The 21,471-nt window shown below is 53.2% G+C and carries 20 protein-coding genes; 16 read left to right on the forward strand and 4 right to left on the reverse strand.

The features are described 5' to 3' along the window. Positions 1–23: 23 nt before the first annotated feature. The 16 genes from ribD (at position 24) to E7746_RS10985 (ending at position 17,027) form a co-directional block, all read left to right on the forward strand. Positions 24–1,037, forward strand: a complete 1,014-nt coding sequence (gene ribD, locus E7746_RS10910; RefSeq protein WP_136410803.1) for a bifunctional diaminohydroxyphosphoribosylaminopyrimidine deaminase/5-amino-6-(5-phosphoribosylamino)uracil reductase RibD — start codon at positions 24–26, stop codon at positions 1,035–1,037. Between the two features lie 172 nt (positions 1,038–1,209). Next, positions 1,210–2,739, forward strand: coding sequence for a DUF6242 domain-containing protein (locus tag E7746_RS10915; RefSeq protein WP_136410804.1), 1,530 nt, complete (start codon positions 1,210–1,212; stop codon positions 2,737–2,739). 25 nt (positions 2,740–2,764) lie between these two features. Next, positions 2,765–3,466, forward strand: a complete 702-nt coding sequence (gene porG / locus E7746_RS10920; protein WP_135946757.1) for a type IX secretion system protein PorG — start codon at positions 2,765–2,767, stop codon at positions 3,464–3,466. A 16-nt stretch (positions 3,467–3,482) separates the two neighbouring features. Then, entirely contained in the window at positions 3,483–4,229 is a 747-nt protein-coding gene (locus E7746_RS10925) for an isoprenyl transferase (RefSeq protein ID WP_135946756.1), read from the forward strand. A gap of 47 nt (positions 4,230–4,276) precedes the next feature. After that, on the forward strand, positions 4,277–6,898 hold the full coding sequence (locus E7746_RS10930) for a BamA/OMP85 family outer membrane protein (RefSeq protein ID WP_136410805.1): 2,622 nt from the start codon (positions 4,277–4,279) through the stop codon (positions 6,896–6,898). Positions 6,899–6,973: 75 nt separating this feature from the next. Continuing rightward, positions 6,974–7,489, forward strand: coding sequence for an OmpH family outer membrane protein (locus E7746_RS10935; RefSeq protein WP_136410806.1), 516 nt, complete (start codon positions 6,974–6,976; stop codon positions 7,487–7,489). 100 nt (positions 7,490–7,589) lie between these two features. Continuing rightward, a complete protein-coding gene (locus E7746_RS10940; protein ID WP_123395627.1) occupies positions 7,590–8,084 on the forward strand; it encodes an OmpH family outer membrane protein in 495 nt (164 codons plus the stop codon). 127 nt (positions 8,085–8,211) lie between these two features. Further along, the gene (murI, locus tag E7746_RS10945) at positions 8,212–9,066 is read left to right on the forward strand and encodes a glutamate racemase (RefSeq protein WP_136410807.1); all 855 of its coding nucleotides are present in this window, start codon (positions 8,212–8,214) and stop codon (positions 9,064–9,066) included. Continuing rightward, a complete protein-coding gene (neuC, locus tag E7746_RS10950; protein ID WP_136410808.1) occupies positions 9,063–10,232 on the forward strand; it encodes a UDP-N-acetylglucosamine 2-epimerase in 1,170 nt (389 codons plus the stop codon). The genes murI and neuC overlap by 4 nt, the downstream gene beginning before the upstream one ends. Before the next feature lie 9 nt (positions 10,233–10,241). Continuing rightward, entirely contained in the window at positions 10,242–10,943 is a 702-nt protein-coding gene (locus tag E7746_RS10955; RefSeq protein WP_123395624.1) for an acylneuraminate cytidylyltransferase family protein, read from the forward strand. Then, complete coding sequence (locus E7746_RS10960; RefSeq protein ID WP_136410809.1) at positions 10,940–11,995, forward strand: nucleotidyltransferase family protein; 1,056 nt, start codon at positions 10,940–10,942, stop codon at positions 11,993–11,995. Before E7746_RS10955 ends, E7746_RS10960 begins: the two co-directional genes overlap by 4 nt. Before the next feature lie 52 nt (positions 11,996–12,047). Beyond that, positions 12,048–13,235 (forward strand): GTPase ObgE, encoded by a 1,188-nt coding sequence (obgE, locus tag E7746_RS10965; protein WP_123395622.1) that lies wholly within the window; start codon positions 12,048–12,050, stop codon positions 13,233–13,235. Beyond that, entirely contained in the window at positions 13,210–13,974 is a 765-nt protein-coding gene (gene pgeF, locus E7746_RS10970) for a peptidoglycan editing factor PgeF (RefSeq protein WP_168184369.1), read from the forward strand. The genes obgE and pgeF overlap by 26 nt, the downstream gene beginning before the upstream one ends. Positions 13,975–14,224: 250 nt before the next feature. Further along, entirely contained in the window at positions 14,225–15,742 is a 1,518-nt protein-coding gene (locus tag E7746_RS10975) for an ATP-binding protein (protein WP_136410811.1), read from the forward strand. A 223-nt stretch (positions 15,743–15,965) separates the two neighbouring features. Continuing rightward, positions 15,966–16,460: an RNA polymerase sigma factor gene (locus tag E7746_RS10980; RefSeq protein WP_136410812.1), complete on the forward strand. Its 495-nt coding sequence runs from the start codon at positions 15,966–15,968 to the stop codon at positions 16,458–16,460. An 18-nt stretch (positions 16,461–16,478) separates the two neighbouring features. Next, positions 16,479–17,027, forward strand: a complete 549-nt coding sequence (locus tag E7746_RS10985; protein WP_123395619.1) for a hypothetical protein — start codon at positions 16,479–16,481, stop codon at positions 17,025–17,027. An 86-nt stretch (positions 17,028–17,113) separates the two neighbouring features. On the opposite strand, the gene ispG is transcribed toward E7746_RS10985, so the two are convergent. From ispG to rpoN, 4 genes are read right to left on the reverse strand one after another with little or no spacing between them, the layout of a single operon-like run. Continuing rightward, entirely contained in the window at positions 17,114–18,775 is a 1,662-nt protein-coding gene (ispG, locus tag E7746_RS10990) for a (E)-4-hydroxy-3-methylbut-2-enyl-diphosphate synthase (protein WP_136410813.1), read from the reverse strand. Positions 18,776–18,797: 22 nt separating this feature from the next. Next, complete coding sequence (gene purE / locus E7746_RS10995; RefSeq protein ID WP_123395617.1) at positions 18,798–19,304, reverse strand: 5-(carboxyamino)imidazole ribonucleotide mutase; 507 nt, start codon at positions 19,302–19,304, stop codon at positions 18,798–18,800. Between the two features lie 36 nt (positions 19,305–19,340). Further along, positions 19,341–19,940 carry a hypothetical protein gene (locus E7746_RS11000; RefSeq protein ID WP_136410814.1) on the reverse strand — a complete coding sequence of 200 codons (600 nt, stop codon included), beginning with the start codon at positions 19,938–19,940 and terminating at the stop codon, positions 19,341–19,343. A gap of 46 nt (positions 19,941–19,986) precedes the next feature. Then, positions 19,987–21,411, reverse strand: coding sequence for an RNA polymerase factor sigma-54 (gene rpoN, locus E7746_RS11005; RefSeq protein ID WP_136410815.1), 1,425 nt, complete (start codon positions 21,409–21,411; stop codon positions 19,987–19,989). Positions 21,412–21,471: the final 60 nt, after the last annotated feature.

The following is a 21,471-nucleotide window of genomic DNA, read 5'->3' on the forward strand; positions in this document are numbered from 1 at the left end:
ATTTGACGAAACACTATTAATTAATGATGGAAATCGACACTCGATATATGAAGCGTGCCATCGAGCTTGCGCGACACGCGGGATTAGCCAACACATCGCCCAACCCCATGGTGGGTGCCGTGATAGTGCGCGACGGAATGATAATAGGCGAAGGCTACCACCGCCGATGCGGAGAGGGACACGCCGAGGTCAACGCCATCGCATCGGTATCGGACCCGGAGCTGCTCAAGGACTCGACAATCTACGTGACGCTCGAGCCATGCTCCCACTACGGCAAGACCCCGCCATGCTCGCAGCTCATAATCGACAAAGGCATACCTCGTGTAGTCGTAGGCTCGCTCGACCCCTACGAAAAAGTGAGCGGACGCGGAGTCAAGATGCTGCGTGACGCCGGCATCGAGGTGACGACCGGAGTTCTCGAAGATGAGTGCAGGGCCGTCAACCCGGTGTTTATGACAGCCCACTCGCTGCGCCGCCCCTGGGTAACGCTGAAATGGGCCCAAAGCGCCGATGGCTACATCGACAGGCTTCGCGACCCGTCACAGCCGCCCGCACAGCTGTCGACACCGCTCACCGCCACACTCATGCACCGTCAGCGCACGATGCATGACGCCATAATGGCGGGCAGCAGCACCGTGATAAGCGACAACCCCTCGCTCACGCCACGGCTATGGCCGGGACGCAACCCCAAGAGAGTCATAATGTCGCGTCACAACTCCATTCCAGCCGACTGCCGACTGCTCACCGACGGACTGCCCGTCACCGTGTCACGCTCAGGGAGCGTAGCCGAAGAGCTTGAGAGGCTCTATGCCGAAGGGACGACATCGGTGCTCGTCGAGGGTGGCGCAAAGCTTTTGCAGTCGTTCATCGACGCGGGACTTTGGGACATGATGCGTGTCGAAACTTCGCCATTGACACTCGGCGAAGGCGTAAAAGCCCCCAAGGTCGATAAAATTCCCTCACAATCATTAACAATCGACAACAACCGCATCGACTATTTTGTCCGTGACGGCCTTCTTGGCGTTAAAAACCTATAAAAAGCGTCAATATAGACCTAATTGTCTACATTTACGATGCCGATTTAAGGATAAATTGTAATTTTACGGTCAATTTTCACAATATGCTCAATGCGATTTTAGCAATAATCTCACTTCAATTTATGAAATTGTTGCTAAATTTGCAGTTTGAAAAATAACGCCTGTATATAATATGACAAGAAAATTAACAGCATACGCTCTGATGGCAATCATGTTTGTCGCCTCTTTTACAGCGTGCAACAGCAGTGATCCCATAGAGATAGATGACAACGGCTATAACATCGAGGTGCTATATTCCAACACGGCCATAACCTCGTTCAGCCTTAAGCCTAACACAAAAGTACTTGCCAATCTCGACTCGGTATACTTTACAATAGACCTTGTGGGCGCACGCATATTCAATGCCCAGCCGCTCCCCTACGGCACAAAGATCACCAAGCTCCTTGCCGACATAGGCACCAACGGAAGCTCCAAGATAGAGGTGAAGGTGACCGACAGCAAGGTGATGAAGGACACAACACTCGTCTACAACACATCGTCGATCGACAGTATCGACTTCAGCGCCAATGTGTCGATCATCGTCACATCGCTCAACGAGCTGCAGAAGCGCACCTACGACGTGAAGGTAAACGTTTACGATGTAAAGCCCGACTCACTCTACTGGGGCAAGACCGAATGGGCCAAGCTGACCGACAACGGCACTCCCAAAGCTCAGAAGGCTGTCGAATACCTCGACAAGGTGTACAGCTTCGTAAAGACCACCGACTACTCGCTCACCGTAATAGACGGTGACATGGAAACTACCGAAGCCGTGACATTCCCGGCCGAACCCAACCTGCGCACTCTCACAGCGTCGTCCAATGCACTCTACGTGCTGTCGACCACAGGCGATATGTATAAGTCGACCGACGGCAAATCATGGAGCGCCACAGGCATGAAATGGAACCACATCTACGGCGGTTACGGCGACAAGATAATAGGCAACAAGTACGAAAACGGCAAATACATCCACACAATGTATCCCGCCTCGGCCGACTTCACCGAAAGCGAAGTCGCAACCGACTGCCCCGTATCGGGCACCAGCGACATGCTGCTGTTTGACAACAAATGGAGCACCAACCCGCAGACCCTCATGGTGGGCGGCCGCAAAGCCGACGGTTCACTGACAGGCGAAGCATGGGGATTTGACGGATCGAAATGGTCGCGCATCAGCGAAAAGAGCATCCCCACCCCCTGCGAAGGCATGTCACTCTTCCCCTACTTCACGTTCAAGACCTCGACATCCAACTGGCACGTGACCGAGTACACCACACTCTTTGCACTCGGCGGACGCAAAGCCGACGGCGTCAACTCACCCACCGTGTACATATCGCTCGACCAGGGCATAACATGGAAGGTAGCCGACGAGCTCGCCAAGTTGCCGATGTATATTCCGTCAATGGCCTATTCGCAGGCAATAGTGCGCAAGAGCATTCTCACCGCCCGCTCCGCTTCAGGCAAATGGCAGGAAACAGCGCCCATCGCCCTGCCGGCATGGTGGATGATCGCCGACAACGGAGCTTCAAGCCGCGCGATAGCACCCATAAAAGAGTGGGAATGCCCCTATGTATATCTATACGGAGGTATCGACCGCTACGGCAATGTATGTAACACGGTTTGGCGCGGAGTCATAAACCGACTCACGTTCAAGCCGCTGCAATAAGCCACAGCCAATCGTCCTTCCGGCCATGTCACGTTGCATCATAGCAAGTGCCGCCTCTTGGGCGATTGCCATCATATTGTCGGTAACGGCAACGCTGCCGACGCAAGCACAGGAAACGGCCTACCGATTTGACCTCGGAGCCGGACTCGGAACAAGCGGTTACCTCGGTGACGCCAACACGAGCAACTTCCTGAAGCATCCGGGCTTTGCCGCCCAGGTGAGCTTCCGCTACCTCATCGATCCCCGCTGGTCGATAAGAGCTACGCTTCTCACCGCCGGATTAAGCGGCAACAGTGCCGACATGACAAACGTTCTGCCCGGAGGGGCGGAATACCGATTCACCTCACAGGTCTACGACCTCGGAGCGCGAGTCGAATTCAACTTTTTGAACTACGGCATAGGCGAATCCTACCGTAAGCTGAGCCGATGGAGCCCTTACATCGCACTGGGTGCGGGTGTCACGGTGGCATCGTCGGGAGGCACGTTTACGGCCATGAATCTGCCTATGGGTGCAGGAGTGAAGTACAAGCTGCAACAGCGCATCAATCTCGGGCTTGAATGGACTATGACAAAGGTGCTCGGCGATCGTGTCGACGGCGAAGTCCTCGACGATCCCTACATGATCAAGAGCTCGTTTATCAAGAACACCGACTGGTACTCGACAATAATGATTACAATCAGTTACGAGATAGGTCAACGTTGCCGCAACTGCTTCTATATTGATTAAACATAAACGACCGACAATGTCACGGAACCACAACATAGACCCCAAGCGACTTCCGCGTCACGTAGCCATCATCATGGACGGCAACGGACGCTGGGCACGTGCACGCGGCCTCGACCGATCGGAGGGCCACGTGGAAGGGGTAAATACTGTGCGCAAGATTACCGAAGCCGCTTCGGAAATCGGCATAAAGTACCTGACACTTTACACTTTCTCGACCGAAAACTGGAACCGTCCGCAGGAGGAAGTCGACGCTCTGATGAACCTCATAGTCATCGCAATCGAGCGTGAAACCGCCGACCTGATAAAGAACAACGTGCGACTGACAATGATAGGCGACTTCGGACGAATGCCCGACTTTGCCCGCCGCCGTCTTAGCAAGTGCATGGACGACACCGCCCAATGCACCGGGCTCACTCTCGTGCTCGCCCTGAGCTACTCGTCGCGATGGGAGATAACCGAGGCCGTGCGCAACATCGCCGCAAAGGTACAGGCCGGAAGCCTCGACCCCGACGACATCACCGACGACACCATCAGCCGCAACCTGTCGACCGCCGACATGCCCGACCCCGACCTGCTCATACGCACCGGCGGCGACTTCCGCGTGAGCAACTTCCTGCTGTGGCAGATTGCCTACAGCGAAATATATGTCACCTCTACCTACTGGCCCGACTTCACCAAGGACGACTTTCTTGACGCCCTGGAGCAATTTCAGTCGCGCGAGCGCAGGTTTGGCCTCACAAGCGACCAGGTGCAACAACAATAAACAACAATAACGACAAAACAAGATAATAAATCACTCAAAGTCAGATTATGCGTCATCAGCTGCTAATCATATTAATCGCTCTCTTCAGTGCAAGTTCATTCGCACAGAATGCCCCCACTGACACCGTCTACAACCCTAAGATAATCTACACCGGAATGCCGAGCACCTACGAAATCGCAGGCATCAAGGTAACCGGAGTACCCAACTACGAGGACGACATCGTGATAGGATACTCGGGACTCAACGTAGGCGACTTCATCGAAATACCCGGTAACGACATAACCAACGCCGCAAAACGATTTGCCCGTCAGGGACTCTTCTCGTCGATTCAGATAAAGGTCGAGAAGATGTATGGCGACAAGGTGTGGCTCGAATTCGCACTGAAGCCGCAGCCCCGCATCGCAGCCATAAACTACCACGGCACAAGCGGCGGTGAGCGCAAGGATCTCGAAGAGAAGCTGCAGCTGATGAAGGGTAACCAGATAACCCCCAACATCGTAAACCGCGCAAAGCAGATAATAAAGGCCTTCTACTCGCAGAAGGGCTTCGGTAACGCCGATGTGCGCATCGAGCAGACTCCCGACCTGTCGGCACCCGGCGAAGACATTGTCGACATCTATGTCAACAAGAACAACAAGGTGAAGGTACACAAAATCTACATCGACGGCAACGAGGTGTTGAGCGACAACGCCATCCAGCGCACGATGAAGAAGACCAACGAGAAGGGCAAGCTCATCAACCTCTTCCGCCAGAAGAAATTTGTTGAAAGCGACTTCCAGGACGACTTGAACCGCATCATCGAAAAGTATAACGAAAAGGGCTACCGTGACGCAAAAATCCTGAGCGACAGCGTAGTCCCCTACGACGACAAGACCGTCGACGTCTACATCACCCTTGAAGAGGGCAAGAAGTACTACATCAGCTCAATCGACTGGGTGGGCAACACCGTCTATCCGAGCGACTTCCTTGACTATGTACTCGACATGAAGCCCGGCGATGTCTACAACCAGAAGATTCTCGAGAAGCGCACCGACCCCAACAAGGGCGATGACGACAACATACCCAACATCTATCAAAATCAGGGTTATCTCTTCTATCAGCTCATACCCATCGAGAAGAACGTACACGGCGACTCAATCGCCCTTGAGATGAGAATGATCGAGGGACCAAAGGCCACCATCAACAACGTGATCATCAACGGTAACGACCGCCTTTATGAAAAGGTCATACGCCGTGAGCTGTTTGTAAAGCCCGGTGAGCTGTTCAACAAGCAGGACCTCATCCGCTCGGCCCGCGAAATAGCCCAGACAGGCCACTTCGACCCCGAAAACATGGACATACGCCCCGAGCCTAACGCAGAGAACGGTACAGTCGACATCATCTTCGACCTCGAGTCAAAGGCCAACGACCAGATTGAGGTGTCGTTCGGTTGGGGACAGACCGGTCTTATCGGTAAACTCGCCCTCAAGTTCACCAACTTCTCAATCAAGAACCTGTTCAACCCCGGCTCCTACAAGGGACTCATACCTCAGGGTGAAGGACAGACATTCACCATCAGCGCACAGACCAACGCAAAATACTATCAGAGCTACGCAATATCGTTCCTCGACCCGTGGTTTGGCGGCAAGCGACCCAACTCGCTATCCATCTCGGCATGGTACAGCCGTCAGACCGGTATCAACTCCTCGTTCTACAACCGTCGCTGGATGAACTCAGGCTACGGCTACGGCGGCATGTGGGGAGGCTATTTGGGCAACGACTATTACCAAAGTACCATCGAAGATGCCTACGACCCCAACAAGGTACTCCAGATGGTGGGTATCAACGTAGGTATCGGTAAGCGACTCCACTGGCCCGATGACGCATTCACATTCCAGGCCGAAATCGGCTATCAGTGGTACTACCTCAAGAACTGGGATTACCTCTATTATATGAACAACGGTACATCCAACTCGATTGTACTCGGTCTTACTCTCGCCCGTCAGTCAATCGACCAGCCGCTCTACACCCGCCGCGGATCAATCTTCTCGGTAAACCTTCAGCTCACTCCTCCTGCATCGCTCTTCAGCGGCAAGAAGGACTGGGAGAAGCTCTACAAGGAGAACACCGTCGAGTCGAAGAAGCAGCTCTACCGCTGGATCGAGTACTGGAAGCTCCGCATCAAGTCACGCACCTATACACCGCTCACCGACCCCGACGGCAAGTGGACCCTCGTGCTCATGACCCGCGCCGACTTCGGATTGCTCGGCAGCTACAACAAGTGGCTGAAGTCACCGTTCGAAACATTCTACGTGGGTGGTGACGGTATGTCGGGCTCCTACACCTACGCAACCGAAACCATCGGTCTTCGCGGTTACGAGAACGGACAGTTCACCCCCTGGACCAAGGAAGGCTACGCCTACTCGCGTGTCGGAGTCGAGTTGCACTTCCCCTTCATGCTGTCGGCATCGACCACCATCTACGGTCTTACATTCCTCGAAGCCGGTAACGCATGGACCGATGTCAAGAGCTTCTCGCCCTTCGACCTCAAGCGCAGTGCCGGTGCCGGTGTGCGCATCTATCTGCCTATGGTGGGTATGATGGGTATCGACTGGGCCTACGGTTTCGACACCGTATTCGGCCGCAAGGGAGGAAGCCAATTCCACTTCATCCTCGGTCAGGAGTTCTAAAAATTCTTAAAAAGGATAAACCAAATTCGCGCCCAAGCGTCATATTATCATAAACCCATTTAATTGAATCACAACATGAAAAAATTGACAATCGCGCTCATCGCAATAATGGCTTGCGTATTTGGCGCATCGGCACAGAAGTTTGCGCTCATCGACATGGAGTATATCCTAAAGAACATACCGGCTTATGAAGTAGCCAACCAACAGCTCGACCAACTGTCGCAACGCTGGCAGAAAGAGGTCGAGGCCAAAGCTACCGAAGCCCAGAACATGTACAAGAGTTTCCAGAACGACATGGTGTTCATGACCGATGAACAGAAGTCGCAGAAAGAGGCTCAGATCGTGGCCAAGGAGAAAGAGGCCACCGAACTTCGCTACAAGTATTTCGGTCCCGAAGGCGAACTGTTCAAGAAGCGCCAGTCGCTCATAGCTCCCATTCAGGACGAAATTTACAACGCAGTGAAAAAAGTGAGCGAGGAACGCGGCTACATGTGCATCTTCGACCGCGCATCGTCGGCCAACATAATCTTTGCGTCACCGCGCATCGATGTGAGCAACGAGGTTCTTGCCAAGCTGGGTATAGGCAACTAAGCATTTTTGCTTGCGTCCATTGGCATAAATCAATATAGTTTATTATCTTTGCAACGACAAATTAACTTAACCGGAAAATTTTAACAATTCTAAAGCCGATATGAAGAAAATTTTACTCGCTCTCCTTGTAGCGATTCCTATGTTTGCCTTTGCGCAGGCTCCCAAATTCGGTGTTGTAAACACCCAGACCATCGCCGAGGCAATGCCCGAACTCAAAGCAGCTCAGGAGCAGGTTCAGGCCTCAACCCAGAAGTATGAAGAAGAGCTCAAGAAGCTTCAGGAAAAGATTGAAAAAGACTTTGCCGACTTTCAGGCTCTCGACGCCAGCACTCCCGAGTCAATCAAGGAGCGCCGCATGCAGGACATCCAGCAGCAGGAGCAGAAGATGCAGCAGTTCCACTCTACCGCCATGCAGGACCTTCAGCGTCAGCAGGCAGCCCTGATGGCTCCCATCCAGGAGAAGATTCAGAGCGCCATCCAGGCAGTAGGTAAGGAGAACAACCTCACATTCATCTTCGAGAGCAACGTTCCCCTCTATGTAGGCACCGATGTTACCGATGTAACTTCAATGGTGCGCACAAAGCTCGGTATCTGATAATCCGACTTTCATCGACCTAAAAGCACAATAGGCCGCTCCCTTAACCGGTGCGGCCTATTTTTCAATAATCCCACCTGCAAATCGAGCAACCGACTTCGCGCGATTTCACGTAACGAAATGCCGAATGGATAAATCAACCGCCAACAACCAACACAGTGTACCCGGGCCTATAGGAGTCTTCGATTCAGGCTACGGCGGACTCACAATCCTCAACCAGATAAGGGAGCTGCTGCCGCAGTATGACTACATATATCTCGGCGACAACGCACGTGCGCCCTACGGCACGCGCTCGTTTGACATCGTGTACCGCTTCACGCTCGAAGCCGTGCGCTACCTCTTCGACCAAGGATGTCATCTGGTGATTCTCGCCTGCAACACCGCATCGGCCAAGGCGCTTCGCACGATTCAGCAGAACGACTTGCCGCTCATCGATCCCGACCGCCGCGTGCTCGGCGTCATACGCCCCACCGTCGAGAAGGTGGGCGAAATATCGCGCAACGGCAACATAGGCATCGTGGGCACGCCCGGCACAATACGCAGCGGCAGTTACGAGCTCGAGATAACCAAGCTGCATCCCACGTTTCACACCTACACCCAGGCATGTCCCATGTGGGTGCCGCTCGTTGAAAACCGCGAAGCCTCGTCGCCCGGCGCCGACTACTTCGTCAAGCAGGAGGTCGACCGACTAATGGCCAAAGAGCCGGCCATCGATACTATCATACTCGGTTGCACCCACTATCCGCTGCTCTACGACAAGATACGCCGTTATGTGCCCGAAAGCGCACGTGTGCTTCCGCAAGGCGAAATTGTTGCCGAGAGCCTCGTCGCCTACCTGAAGCGTCATCCCGAGATGGAGGCGAAGTGCAGCAAGGGCGGCACATGCAGTTACCGCACGACCGAGAGTCCCGACAAATTTGCCGAACTGGCGTCGCTCTTCATCGGAGCGCCCGTCACGGCTACACAAATCGACTGCCTATGAAGCGAAAAGTGTGCATTGCAACCGGAACCCGTGCCGAATGGGGCCTGCTGAGCGGCATTGCCCGTGAGCTCGCGTCGCGCGACGACATCGAGCTGCAGCTGCTCGTGACCAACATGCACCTCAGCGACCGTTACGGACACACCGTCGACGAAATCATCGCCGACGGATTTACCGTCGATGCCGAAGTGCCCATGCTCAACGACAACGACGATGACAGCGCGGCAGCCACCGTGCGATCCATGAGCCGGTGCATGGCCGGAACAGCCGATGCCCTGAGCCGACTGTCGCCCGACCTGCTTGTTGTGCTCGGCGACCGTTACGAGATGCTCACCGTGGCCTCGGCGGCATTGATTTTCCGAATACCCATAGTACACATTGCCGGAGGCGAAATATCGGAAGGAGCCTACGACGACAGCATACGCCACGCCATAACAAAGATGGCGTCACTACACCTGACGGCCACCGAGGAAAACCGCAATCGCGTAATCCAGATGGGTGAAGAACCGCAACGTGTCATAAACACAGGCGCGATAGGCGTGTACAACATCATTCATGAACCTGTCATGTCACGCGAGGAGCTTGAAGAGTCGATAGGCATGACCGTCGACCGCAACACGCTGCTCGTGACCTATCATCCGGCGACGCTCGACCCTACGCCCGTGAATCAACAATGCGCCGCGCTTCTTGAAGCTCTCGACCGCTTCCCCGACAACAATGTCATAATCACCTACCCCAACAGCGACACCGCCGGACAGGTGATAATCGACATGATCGAGCGTTACGCCGCCACCCGGCAGCATCGCGTCAAGGTGGTGCCTTCACTTGGCAAACGGCGTTACCTCTCGGCACTGCACTATGCAGGCGCGGTTGTTGGCAACTCGTCGAGCGGCATCGTGGAGGTGCCTTCGATGCACATCCCCACAGTCGACATAGGCATACGCCAGCGCGGACGGCTCGCCGCTTCGTCGGTGCGTCACTACAGTTGCACGCCCGACGACATAGCACGTGGAATCGCATATTCGCTCAGCGAGGAAGGGCGCAACGAGGCCGCCGTCGCCGAAAATCCCTACGCAAAGCCCGATACATTGCGACTTATAGTCGATGCGATAGCCAACACCCCGTTGTCGGAGCTATCGGGAAAGAAGTTTCACGACATTCACCATTGACACCATAGTATGACCGACCAATCAACACTCTATGTAATAACGGCCCGAGGCGGCAGCAAGGGCATTCCCCACAAAAACATCAAGCCGCTCGGAGGGAAACCGCTGATACTCTACTCGGTGGAAATAGCCCGACAGCTTGCCCCCGACAGCCTCATCGCCGTGTCGACCGACGACCCGGCCATAGCCGATGTAGTGCGCGGGGCCGGACTTGAAGTACCCTATATGCGCCCGGCCGAGCTTGCTACCGACACTGCAGGGTCGCGCGAGGTCATCATCGACATCATGGACTACTGGCGCGACACGCTCCACCGTCCATTCGACAAAGTGGTGTTGCTCCAGCCCACATCGCCGTTCCGCACAGTCGACGATGTAAGAGGCTGCCTTGAGCTATACTCGCCCGATGTCGACATGGTGCTCTCGGTTATGGAAGCGTCGTGCAATCCCTACTACAACTGCTTTGAAACGGGCGACGACGGATGCCTCCACGTGTCAAAGGGCGACGGCCTCTACACCCGCCGCCAGGATGTCCCCAAGGCATGGGAGCAGAACGGCGCCGTCTACGTAATCAATCCCGAGAGCCTTCGCCGCTATCCGCTCGGCATGATGCCTAAGCGACTGCCATTTGTCATGCCACGCGAGCGAAGCATCGACCTCGATACACCTACCGACTGGCTGATTGCCGAATCAATGATAAACAACAACACGAAATGAGCTACGACGATCCACACATAATAAACGACGGCATAACGATACTTGACGCTCTCGACGCCCTCAACAAGCTGTCGGGCGAAGTCATGACACTCCTCGCCGTCGACGCCGAAGGCCGCATGACCGGCACTCTCACCGACGGTGACATACGCCGATGCCTGCTTCAAGGCTCGGGACTGCTCGACAAGGTGCGCAGCGTCATGCACCGAAATTTCCGATACCTCCATTCGGGCGAAAGCAATGTCGCCGAGCTGCGCCGGTGCCGTCAGCTTGGGATATCGCTGCTGCCGGTGCTCGACGACAATGGATGCATACAGCGCATAATCGACCTGACGCGCTGCCGGTCGGTGCTCCCCGTGTCGGCAATACTCATGGCCGGAGGCCGTGGCGAACGCCTGCGCCCGCTTACGCTCACCACGCCCAAGCCCCTGCTCAAGATAGGGTCGCGCCCGATTATCGACTACAATGTCGAGTCGCTCGCGGCTCACGGCATAACCGACATAACGGTCACCACCAACTATCTGGCCGAGATGATTCACGAGCACTTCAGCGAGCCCCGTTACGGAGTGAACGTTAAATGCCTGCGCGAAACAGCTCCGTTGGGTACACTCGGTGCCGTGTCGCTCGTCGAGCGTGACGACAACGGAGTGACATTGGTGATGAACTCCGACCTCCTCACCACGATCTCCTATGAGGACATGTATCTGAAGCACATCGAGGATAAGGCCGACATAACGGTTGCATCGGTGCCTTACATGGTCTCGGTGCCCTACGCCATACTGATGACCGACGGCAGTCATGTCAACTCAATCGAGGAGAAGCCCACCTATACCTATCAGGCCAATGCGGGAATATACCTCATCAACAACCGTCTGCTCAACACCTTGAAGCCGGGAGAGCGCATCGACACACCCGAGCTGATCGAACGCGCCATAGCCGACGGCCGACGGGTGAGCTTCTTCCCCATAAGCGGACTGTGGATGGACATAGGTTCACCGTCGGACTTCAAACAGGCTCAGGAACTTATGCGTCATCACCACGACCTCACCCACTGAACCCTACCGGGAAATAAAACGTTTCATTTTTATCGACAAAACTCAAGCATTTATGGCTGACAGCAATTTCATAGACTATGTAAAAATCCTGTGCCGCTCAGGCAAAGGCGGTGCCGGATCACGTCACTTCTACCGCGCCAAGTACATTCCCAAAGGCGGTCCCGACGGCGGCGACGGAGGTCGCGGAGGCCACATAATCCTGCGCGGCAATAAAAACATGTGGACACTCCTGCCGCTGAAGTATCAGCGTCACGTGTTTGCAGGCAACGGACAGAGCGGAACCGGCAACCGCAGTTCGGGCAAGGACGGCGAGGACAAGATTATCGAAGTTCCTTGCGGCACAGTGGTGTTCGACTCCGAAACCGGCGACTTCCTGTGTGAGGTGACTCAGGACGGCGAGGAGATAAAGCTTCTGCGCGGCGGTCGCGGAGGACTCGGTAACTGGCACTTCAAAAGCTCGACCAACCGCACTCCGCGTTACGCACAACCCGGCGAACCCGCAATCGAGAAATCGGTAATACTCGAATTGAAGCTGCTCGCCGATGTGGGTCTTGTAGGATTCCCAAATGCGGGAAAATCGACACTGCTTTCAGCCATCTCGGCGGCCCGCCCCAAGATTGCCGACTACCCCTTCACCACAATGGAGCCGCAGCTGGGCATAGTGAGCTACCGCGACAACCGCTCGTTTGTAATGGCCGACATCCCCGGTATAATCGAGGGTGCGAGCGAAGGCAAGGGCCTCGGACTTCGATTCCTGCGTCACATCGAGCGTAACGCAGTGCTGCTGTTCATGGTTCCGGCCGATGCCAACGACATCCGCAACGAGTATGAGATTCTGCTCAACGAACTTGCCCGATTCAATCCCGAGCTGATGGACAAGCAGCGTGTGCTCGCCATAAGCAAGAGCGACCTGCTCGATGAAGAGCTCATGGCCGAAATCGAGAAGGAGCTGCCCGACGACCTGCCCCATGTGTTCATCTCGGCGGTGTCGGGTATGGGACTCACGGCCCTGAAGGACATCCTGTGGCGCGCCATAACCGACGAAGCCAACCGCGCCGAGCCCATGACCATAACCCATCGACGCCTCGACGGTCATCACCGTGTGCGCGAAGAGGACGAATTCATATTCGAGAACGCGCCGGCTCCCGAACCCGACGAGGATATGCTCGATGACGAAGAGTGGGACGACGAATGGGACGACAACTGGGAGGACTATGACAGCGAAGAGCCCCAATCCTGATTGGCTTAACACGATAGAGCTGTGTGACGGCGTAAAGGCGTGGTACACCTCACGTGGCGACAATGCCGACCCCGACGACGCATACTCTCACTTCAATATATGTCACTACACAGGCGACAGCGAGGCTCACATCGCCTCCTGTCGCCATGCTTTATGCAATGCCGTGGGTATAGAGCCGGAACGGCTCATCGTCCCGCGACAGACCCACTCAATCAACTGCGTCACCATCGACCGCCTGCCCGTCGACAACGACATGCTCCAGGGCGTGGACGCACTTGTGACATCGCTCGACAACACGGCAATAGGCATCTCCACAGCCGATTGCGTGCCTGTGCTTATGGCCGACCCCGTAAACTGCATAATAGCGGCGGCACATGCCGGATGGCGCGGAGCCATAGGCGGCATTGCCAACGTAACGCTGTCGCAAATGCTTGCCAAGGGCGCCGACATTTCATGCATCCATGTAGCAATGGGCCCGTGTATATGCAGCCGCTGCTTCGAGGTGGGCGATGAAGTGGCGTCGCAATTCCCAGCAAGCTGCGTCACCCGCAACCCTGTGACCGGCAAGCCACATGTCGACCTCGCGGCCTATCTGCGACAGTCACTTATCGAAGCCGGCATAAAAGAGGAGAACATAACAATGCCGCCGGGCTGCACACGCTGCAACCCCTCGCAGCTCTTCTCGGCACGCGTGCTCGGCATCAACTCCGGCCGCATATTCACCTTCATCATGCAATAACCCCTCCCCCGCTTGAAAAACATTTAAAGAGAACTTTTGCCAAATATCTTCAGCATAATCGTAAAGTATCAAAACAAATTATTAGCTTTGCATTATACATCAACGCATTGTGATTAATCAGCACTATAACATTGCTTGTATGTAAATACAAAAAATCAACAAGATAAAAGTTGAGTTAGTTAAGAATAGCTGAGCCGATGTTCAAATCCGACCCACTCAGTTGGAAACTTTAAAATAATAAATTAACACTATGACAATCGATGATATAAAGACATTGATTGCTTCCGATGAGTCGCGGACTTTGGAGCTTAAGAAGAGTACCGGGGAATTGAAAGACGGTATGCACTCGGCATGCGCATTTCTCAACACTGATGGAGGTTGGCTAATATTTGGCGTGACACCTAAATCGTTGAAAATAGTCGGTCAAAAAGTAACGGACAATACACTTCGTGAAATTGCCCAAGCCCTTTCCGGATTGGAACCGGATGTAGATGTCCGCGTTGAGTATATCGATATGCCCGACCATAACGAAAACAAGATTATAGCAATGCACTTTGACGGTTGGGTATGGGGTGAGCGTCCGCATACATTTCACGGATGTCCGTATTATAAGGTCGAGAGCACAACTAAGGTTATGCCACATGAAATGTATGATGAGCGTATCAGAGCACATCAACCCCAAATGTACGCATGGGAACGCCAGATAGCAGAAGGTGTCACACTTTCCGATTTGAACGAGAAGCACATAAGAGGTTGTGTCCGTCTTGGGGTCGAAGGAGGGAGGATTCCGACAAGCGCAATAAGCACTCCAATTGATGACATATTGGCAAAATGGAAACTGCTGAAGAACGGGATTCCTACCAATGGAGCAGTAATGCTGTTCTCCGACAATATTGACGAGTATCCACAATTCAGGCTTAGAATGGCCCGCTTCATGGGAACTGACAAGAATGAGTTTGTTGATAACCAACGAGCTGAAGGAAATTTCTTTGACCTGCTTGACGCCGGAATGGCTTTCTTTTTCAAACACTTGAATCTCAGCGGCAAAATCACTAACCATAGCCTACAACGCGAGGAACGGCTTGAGATTCCGTATCATGCTTTGCGAGAGGCTCTGATTAACAGTTTGTGCCACCGTCAATGGGAAAAATATAACTTGACCGGTAGCATCGCTATCTATGATGACCGTATAGAGATAGCCAATCCTGGCATATTCCCCGCACAAATTTCACCTGAATCAATCAAAGAACCACATGAGTCCTATCCTTATAATCTGAAGATTGCTGAGGCTCTTTATAAATCAACCTATCTGGAGAGCTGGGGTTCCGGAGCAAAACGCATCATTGATGCTTGTCGTGAACAAGGAATTGAAGAACCATTTTGGAGATGGGACGGAGGCTTCGTAACAGTCACATTCAAACGCCCAAGCAAGGATTCCAATAGAATTCCGACTGAAAATAACATTAAAGAAAACGACAAAGAAAACAACATACAATTTACTTATTCAGACAAAGAAATACGACAAAGAAATCTTTCAGAAATTCAACTACACATCTTAGGACTAATCAATGGGCAGCCTTCTATAACATTTAACGAGCTGTCTATCAAGCTTGAGATGTCCATATCAGCGTTACGCAACCAACGTCGTCAAATGGAAAAGAAAGGCGTGTTTCTTTGCCGTAAAGGAGCGACAAAGAAAGGGATTTGGGAAATAATTCTTAAACAACCTACACATTTTGACCATCACATTGACGATAGTTTGGATTGACAGACCCATGTATATGTAATTCGTAGCTACAACAATAATTCCTAAGGATAAATTCAAATTGCTACAAATATTTAATAGACATGAGTTTCCCATATAATAGAATTACAATGATTTATGTAGCAAATTACATGATTTGCTTCCTGATGAAGAGTTGAAAAATTTTTACTTTTAGGGAACTATACCGAGAACGATGCGTCTAACGGGATAAACAACCCAATCAACGATGCAAAACAACGACGCTAAAGAGCAATCATTCATCCGGCTTATAAAGGAGTACGGGCCTACGATAACCAAAGTATGCTACTTCTACGCCGTGGACTCCGACGATCTCAACGACCTGAGGCAGGAGGTTATGATTAACCTTTGGCGCGGATTTGACCGCTATCGCGGCGAGGCGTCGCCGTCGACATGGATTTATCGTGTGAGCCTCAACAGCTGCGTGAGTTACTTCCGCAAGCACAAGAGGCATCAGAGCGAATACACCTCCATCGACTCCATTCCTGAAATTCACGATTCAGGCAGCGAAAAGCCCGACCGAATGCGCGAGATGTATAACCTTATCAACCGCCTCGACCGAGTGGAAAAGGCTCTTATACTGCTGTGGCTGAGCGACCACAAGTATGACGACATAGCCGACATCATGGGTATTCCGCGCAACACCGTGGCCTCGCGATTGCATCGTATCAAGGAGAAACTGGTAAAATACTCCAATGAATAACTATTAAATATTCACAATATGGATCCCGAAGAAATGAAACAACAATGGAACGACCTCAACAAGCGCATTGAAGCTCTTGAGGATGCCAATTCATGGCAAATCGACCGGATGCGTCTTTCAAAACTGAAAACAGCCCAGGATCGGCTCGTATCGACCTATCAACGATTCTCCATAATCGCTCCGTTAATGGTGCTCCTATCATTAATGTGGATCGAAAACCGCTTTATAGGTCCTACAATCGCCTGTTATTTCATGGTGTTTTTTGCAATTGCAGGATTTATGGATCTCTACCTGTGGAAATCATTGAAACGGCTCGACTTCAACACAATGGGCGTTGAAACCATTGCCGAGCAGGCTCGATTCTATCGCAAGCGTCACCATCTGTTTCAGGTGATACTGATTATAATTGCCATTCCTCTATTGACAATGCTTATAATCCACAACATAAACGACAAATACATGCTTGCCGGATGTCTGTGCGGATTGATTATAGGAGTTTTAGTAGGATTAAACGCCTACTACCGCATCATGAACGACTACCGGGAGTTGATATCGTCCTACCGTTGACCGCTGTGACAATAACAGAGGGGAGAAGCTTCACATGAAAAAAAGCTTCTCCCCTTTTGTTATGAATATAAGCTCTTAAACGCTAATCAGGGATCTACCCAGTCGCCACACTCCTTGATGAGAGCAATAAGATGGGGAATAGCCTCGGCCTGAGGAATGTTCTTCTCGACACACTCCTTGCCTTTATAGAGGCTTATGTGACCTGCTGCGGCACCTACATATCCGTAATCGGCGTCGGCCATCTCGCCCGGGCCGTTCACTATACAGCCCATCACGCCTATTTTCAATCCTTTAAGATGTGATGTAGCCTCACGCACAGCCTTCAATGTCGACTGCAGGTCAAATAGCGTGCGTCCACATCCAGGACAGGCTATGTACTCGGTGCGGCTTATGCGCAATCGCGTAGCCTGCAATATGCCGAGCGACAAGCGCATTACAGCGTCATCATCAAGGCTTGCAGCCTTAAGCCACATGCCGTCACGCAATCCGTTGAGCAACAATGCCCCGAAATCGGCGGCAGCCATCAAAGCCACATCCTCATAACCGGCATTACCGTAATCAATCATCGGTATTACAGGATTGCGGAATCCCTTGCGGGTCATGGCATGGGCCATAGCCTCTATCGAGCCGGTAACATTAACGTGTGACGATGTAATCACCACCACCTTGTCGGGATTGGCAGCGAGCAACTCCACATAGTCGTCGACAGGCCTTGAAGCATCAATCAACAGATAGTCGTCAAGCACGCGCTCACCCTTGGCTATCACCACGGGAGGACGGTTGCCGCCTATGCCGTCAATCTCTACACTCTCGCGTCGTTGCGGTGCAATGCGGTCATATCCGTCGGCCGGAACTCCGTCTATCTCGGGAGAGCCTTCGCGACGGCCTATATATTCCACGAGAGCGGCTGCCACAGGCACCTCGTTTTCGGGGTCCTCACTTAGCGACACGCGTATCGTATCACCAATTCCGTCGGCAAGCAGAGTACCTATACCTACGGCGCTCTTTACCCTGCCGTCCTCGCCGTCACCGGCTTCGGTGACTCCGAGATGAAGCGGAAAATCCATGCCCTCGGCATCCATGGCCTTTACAAGACGACGCACGGTTTCCACCATCACCACCACGTTGCTTGCCTTGATGGAGATTACGATGTCGAGGAAGTCACGCTTCACGGCTATGCGCAGAAACTCCATCGCGCTCTCCACCATGCCGGCCGGAGTGTCGCCGTAACGGCTCATTATGCGGTCGCTGAGCGAGCCGTGGTTTACACCGATTCTCACTGCGGTGCCGTGAGCCTTGCAAAGTTCAAAGAACGGAGTGACGGCACGATCGATTTTTTCAATCTCGGCGGCATACTCCTCATCGGTATAGCTGAGCTTGCGGAATGTGCGGCCCGGATCCACGAAGTTACCGGGATTAATGCGCACCTTGTCGGTCACCTCGGCGGCGGCAAAGGCAGCCTTGGGATTGAAGTGAATGTCGGCGACAAGGGGCACGTTGCAGCCCTGCTCACGAAGAGCCGAGCGTATCACGCCGATGTTCTCGGCTTCGCGCACTCCCTGGGCCGTAAGCCTCACATAATCGGCTCCGGCATCGGCGATTCGGCGGCACTGCGCAACCGAAGCCTCGGTGTCGACGGTCGATGTGTTGGTCATCGACTGCAGGCGTATGGGGTTGTCGCCTCCTAACGGCACACCGCCTACATTGACCGCCCTTGACCGGCGGCGCATATAATTGAAGCGAAACACAGAAATGGGTGTTAAGTTACAGTTAGTTGGTTTTGAATTTATACTTGATTTCGGCGAGCTCGGCATTGGCCTTCACGATTTTGTTGGCAAGGCCCTTCTTGAACTCGGCAAAACGTGCTGCGATGCGCTCGTCGCTCAATGCAAGCATCTCGACAGCAAGCAGTGCGGCATTGTATCCGCCGTTTATGCCTACTGTGGCAACGGGAATGCCCGGAGGCATCTGCACGATTGAGAGCAGAGCGTCGATGCCGTCGAGCGTCGATGCGATAGGCACGCCTATTACGGGCAACGTAGTGTTGGCGGCAATAACGCCCGGAAGAGCGGCAGCCATTCCGGCAGCGGCGATAATCACCTTCAGCCCGCGTGACGCGGCCTCGGTTGCAAATCGCTCGACTTCGGCAGGCGTGCGGTGAGCCGACAATGCGTTTATTTCAAACGGAATCTCAAAATCATCAAGCAGCTGTGCGGCCTTGCCCATTACAGGCATGTCGGAAGTGCTACCCATGATGATGCTAACGATTGGTTTCATAATTTTTTATTGTCAAGTGATGAATTACATTCATTGTCAAGTGAGCAGGAACACCCAGAAGAAGCCGTTGGCGACTCCTGCGATTACCTGCCAGAAGGTGTGACAGTTAAGCACTATTCTCGCCGAGCCCAGTATGCCGGTGAGCAGTATCGTAATCGATATAAGAGGCCAGATGTCGATTACGTTCAATCCGTCGACAAGGATGCGGAACATCAATGCAAGCAATCCGCCCATGGCGGCTCCGTGAGCACTGATTTTCCACCAGATGTTTATGAAGCATGACACAAACGCGGCTGCAGCACCGCCCACCATGAACATTACAAGCCACATGGGCGCATGAGCGCGATACATATACAATCCGCACCCCAGATAGCAAAGCGCAGTCACCACATAGGGTATGTAACGTTCTTTCTGCTGGTTAAGTCCGGGAGCCGAAATGACCTTGAACTTGTAGAGCAGCAGTATGGCCACCACGGGTATGGCACAGGTTATGACCCATGTCATCGCCACCACACCCCACCGGGCATCAACGGGCAGGAAACTCAGCAGAGTCACCCACAATGCCACAAACACCGCATAAGTGGGAATAAGCACCGGACTTAATATCCAAGAGAAAATATGTGCTATCTTGTTCATAAACAATATTCTTTATTAATGTTTAACGCCTCTTAGTTTTAATTGTTTAGAGTTCTCTACGCAATCGCGCCACCGGAAGTCCGAGTTTCTCGCGATATTTTGCCACCGTGCGTCGCGCTATCTCATAGCCCTTCTCGGCAAGCATCGATGTTATGGCCTCGTCGCTCAGCGGATGCCGCTTGTCCTCCTTGTCGATCACCGCCTTCAAGGCAGCCAGTATCTCATGGGTCGAAGTGTCCTCGTCGTCCTTTGGTCGCTCGTTGAAAAACATCTTCAACGGGTAAACGCCTCGGGCGGTGGCTACATACTTCGCGGCCGTGGCGCGCGATATTACCGAAAGGTCGTAGCCCGTAATCGAGGCGACATCCTTTAATATCATGGGGCGTATGAGAGTTTCGTCGTCACCGTTCAGGAAGAAGTCACGCTGAATCTTGACAATGGCGTGCATGACATTGAACAGGGTTTCCTGACGCATCCTGAGTATCTTGATGAACTCCGACGCCTCGTCACGCTTCTGCTTTATAAACAGCGAGGCCTCGCGTTCACGAGAAGTGGCATCGGGACGCTCCGCATCGTCCTCACGGAATGTTTCCTCGATTTGCAGCTCGGGGATGTTGTTGAGCAGCGACAGCGTTATGTCGCGGCCCTCGACATCCACAGCAAAGTCGGGCACGATGTGACGCGTGCGCTCCTCGGCAGGATCACCGCCTATGAAACTTCCCGGCTTGGGATTCAGCGAGCGTATCACCGCCATTGCGTCACGCAGGTTCTCCGGCGTTATGTCGAGCGCGGCACACAGCCGGTCGTAATGCTTCTTGGAGAAGAGGTCGAAATAGTGAGCCACAATCTCGCGTGCGGTCCTCACCGCCACCGAATCATCCTTGCGTTTCAGCTGAATCAGCAGGCAGTCGCGCAAGTCGACAGCCCCGACTCCGGCCGGGTCGAGAGTGCGCACAAGGTCGAGCATCTCCCTGACCTGACGGGTTGTGACATGACGCCCCGTCTGGGCCTCTATGTCGTAGCTCATCGACCCCACATCGCGCCGCAGATAGCCGTTGTCGTCAAGATTGCCTATGACATACTGAGCAACGGTGAGCTGCGTATCGTCAAGATTATGCTCGGCAAGCTGCGACATCAGGGTTTCAAGCAGCGTCGACGACGAGTCGACAGCCACCGGCTCGTAATAGGTGTCGGATGCACTGTGGTTGCGTGCTTCAAGGCGATAGGAAGGAATCTCGTCCTCCGAGCCGTAGTCGGCGAGCTGCATGTCCTCGGCCGACTCATTGAAGTCGCTTTCCTCGTGCTCCGGCTCCTCGGCCACCTCAAGCGCCGGGTTGTCGTCGAGGGCGTGCTTAACCTCATCCTCCACCTCGGGTCCGTTCATTTCAAGCATCCTGACAAAACGCACCTGAAGCGGAGAAAGCTTCTGCTGCAGTTTCTGTTGCAATGATAGATTAAGCGCTTCCTCCATGTCGCTACACACTTTTAATCTACAAAAGTAACAATTTACATCGTCAAATCACCTCTACAA

Origin of the sequence: Muribaculum gordoncarteri (assembly GCF_004803695.1) — a bacterium.
Classification (GTDB): Bacteria; Bacteroidota; Bacteroidia; order Bacteroidales; family Muribaculaceae; genus Muribaculum; species Muribaculum gordoncarteri.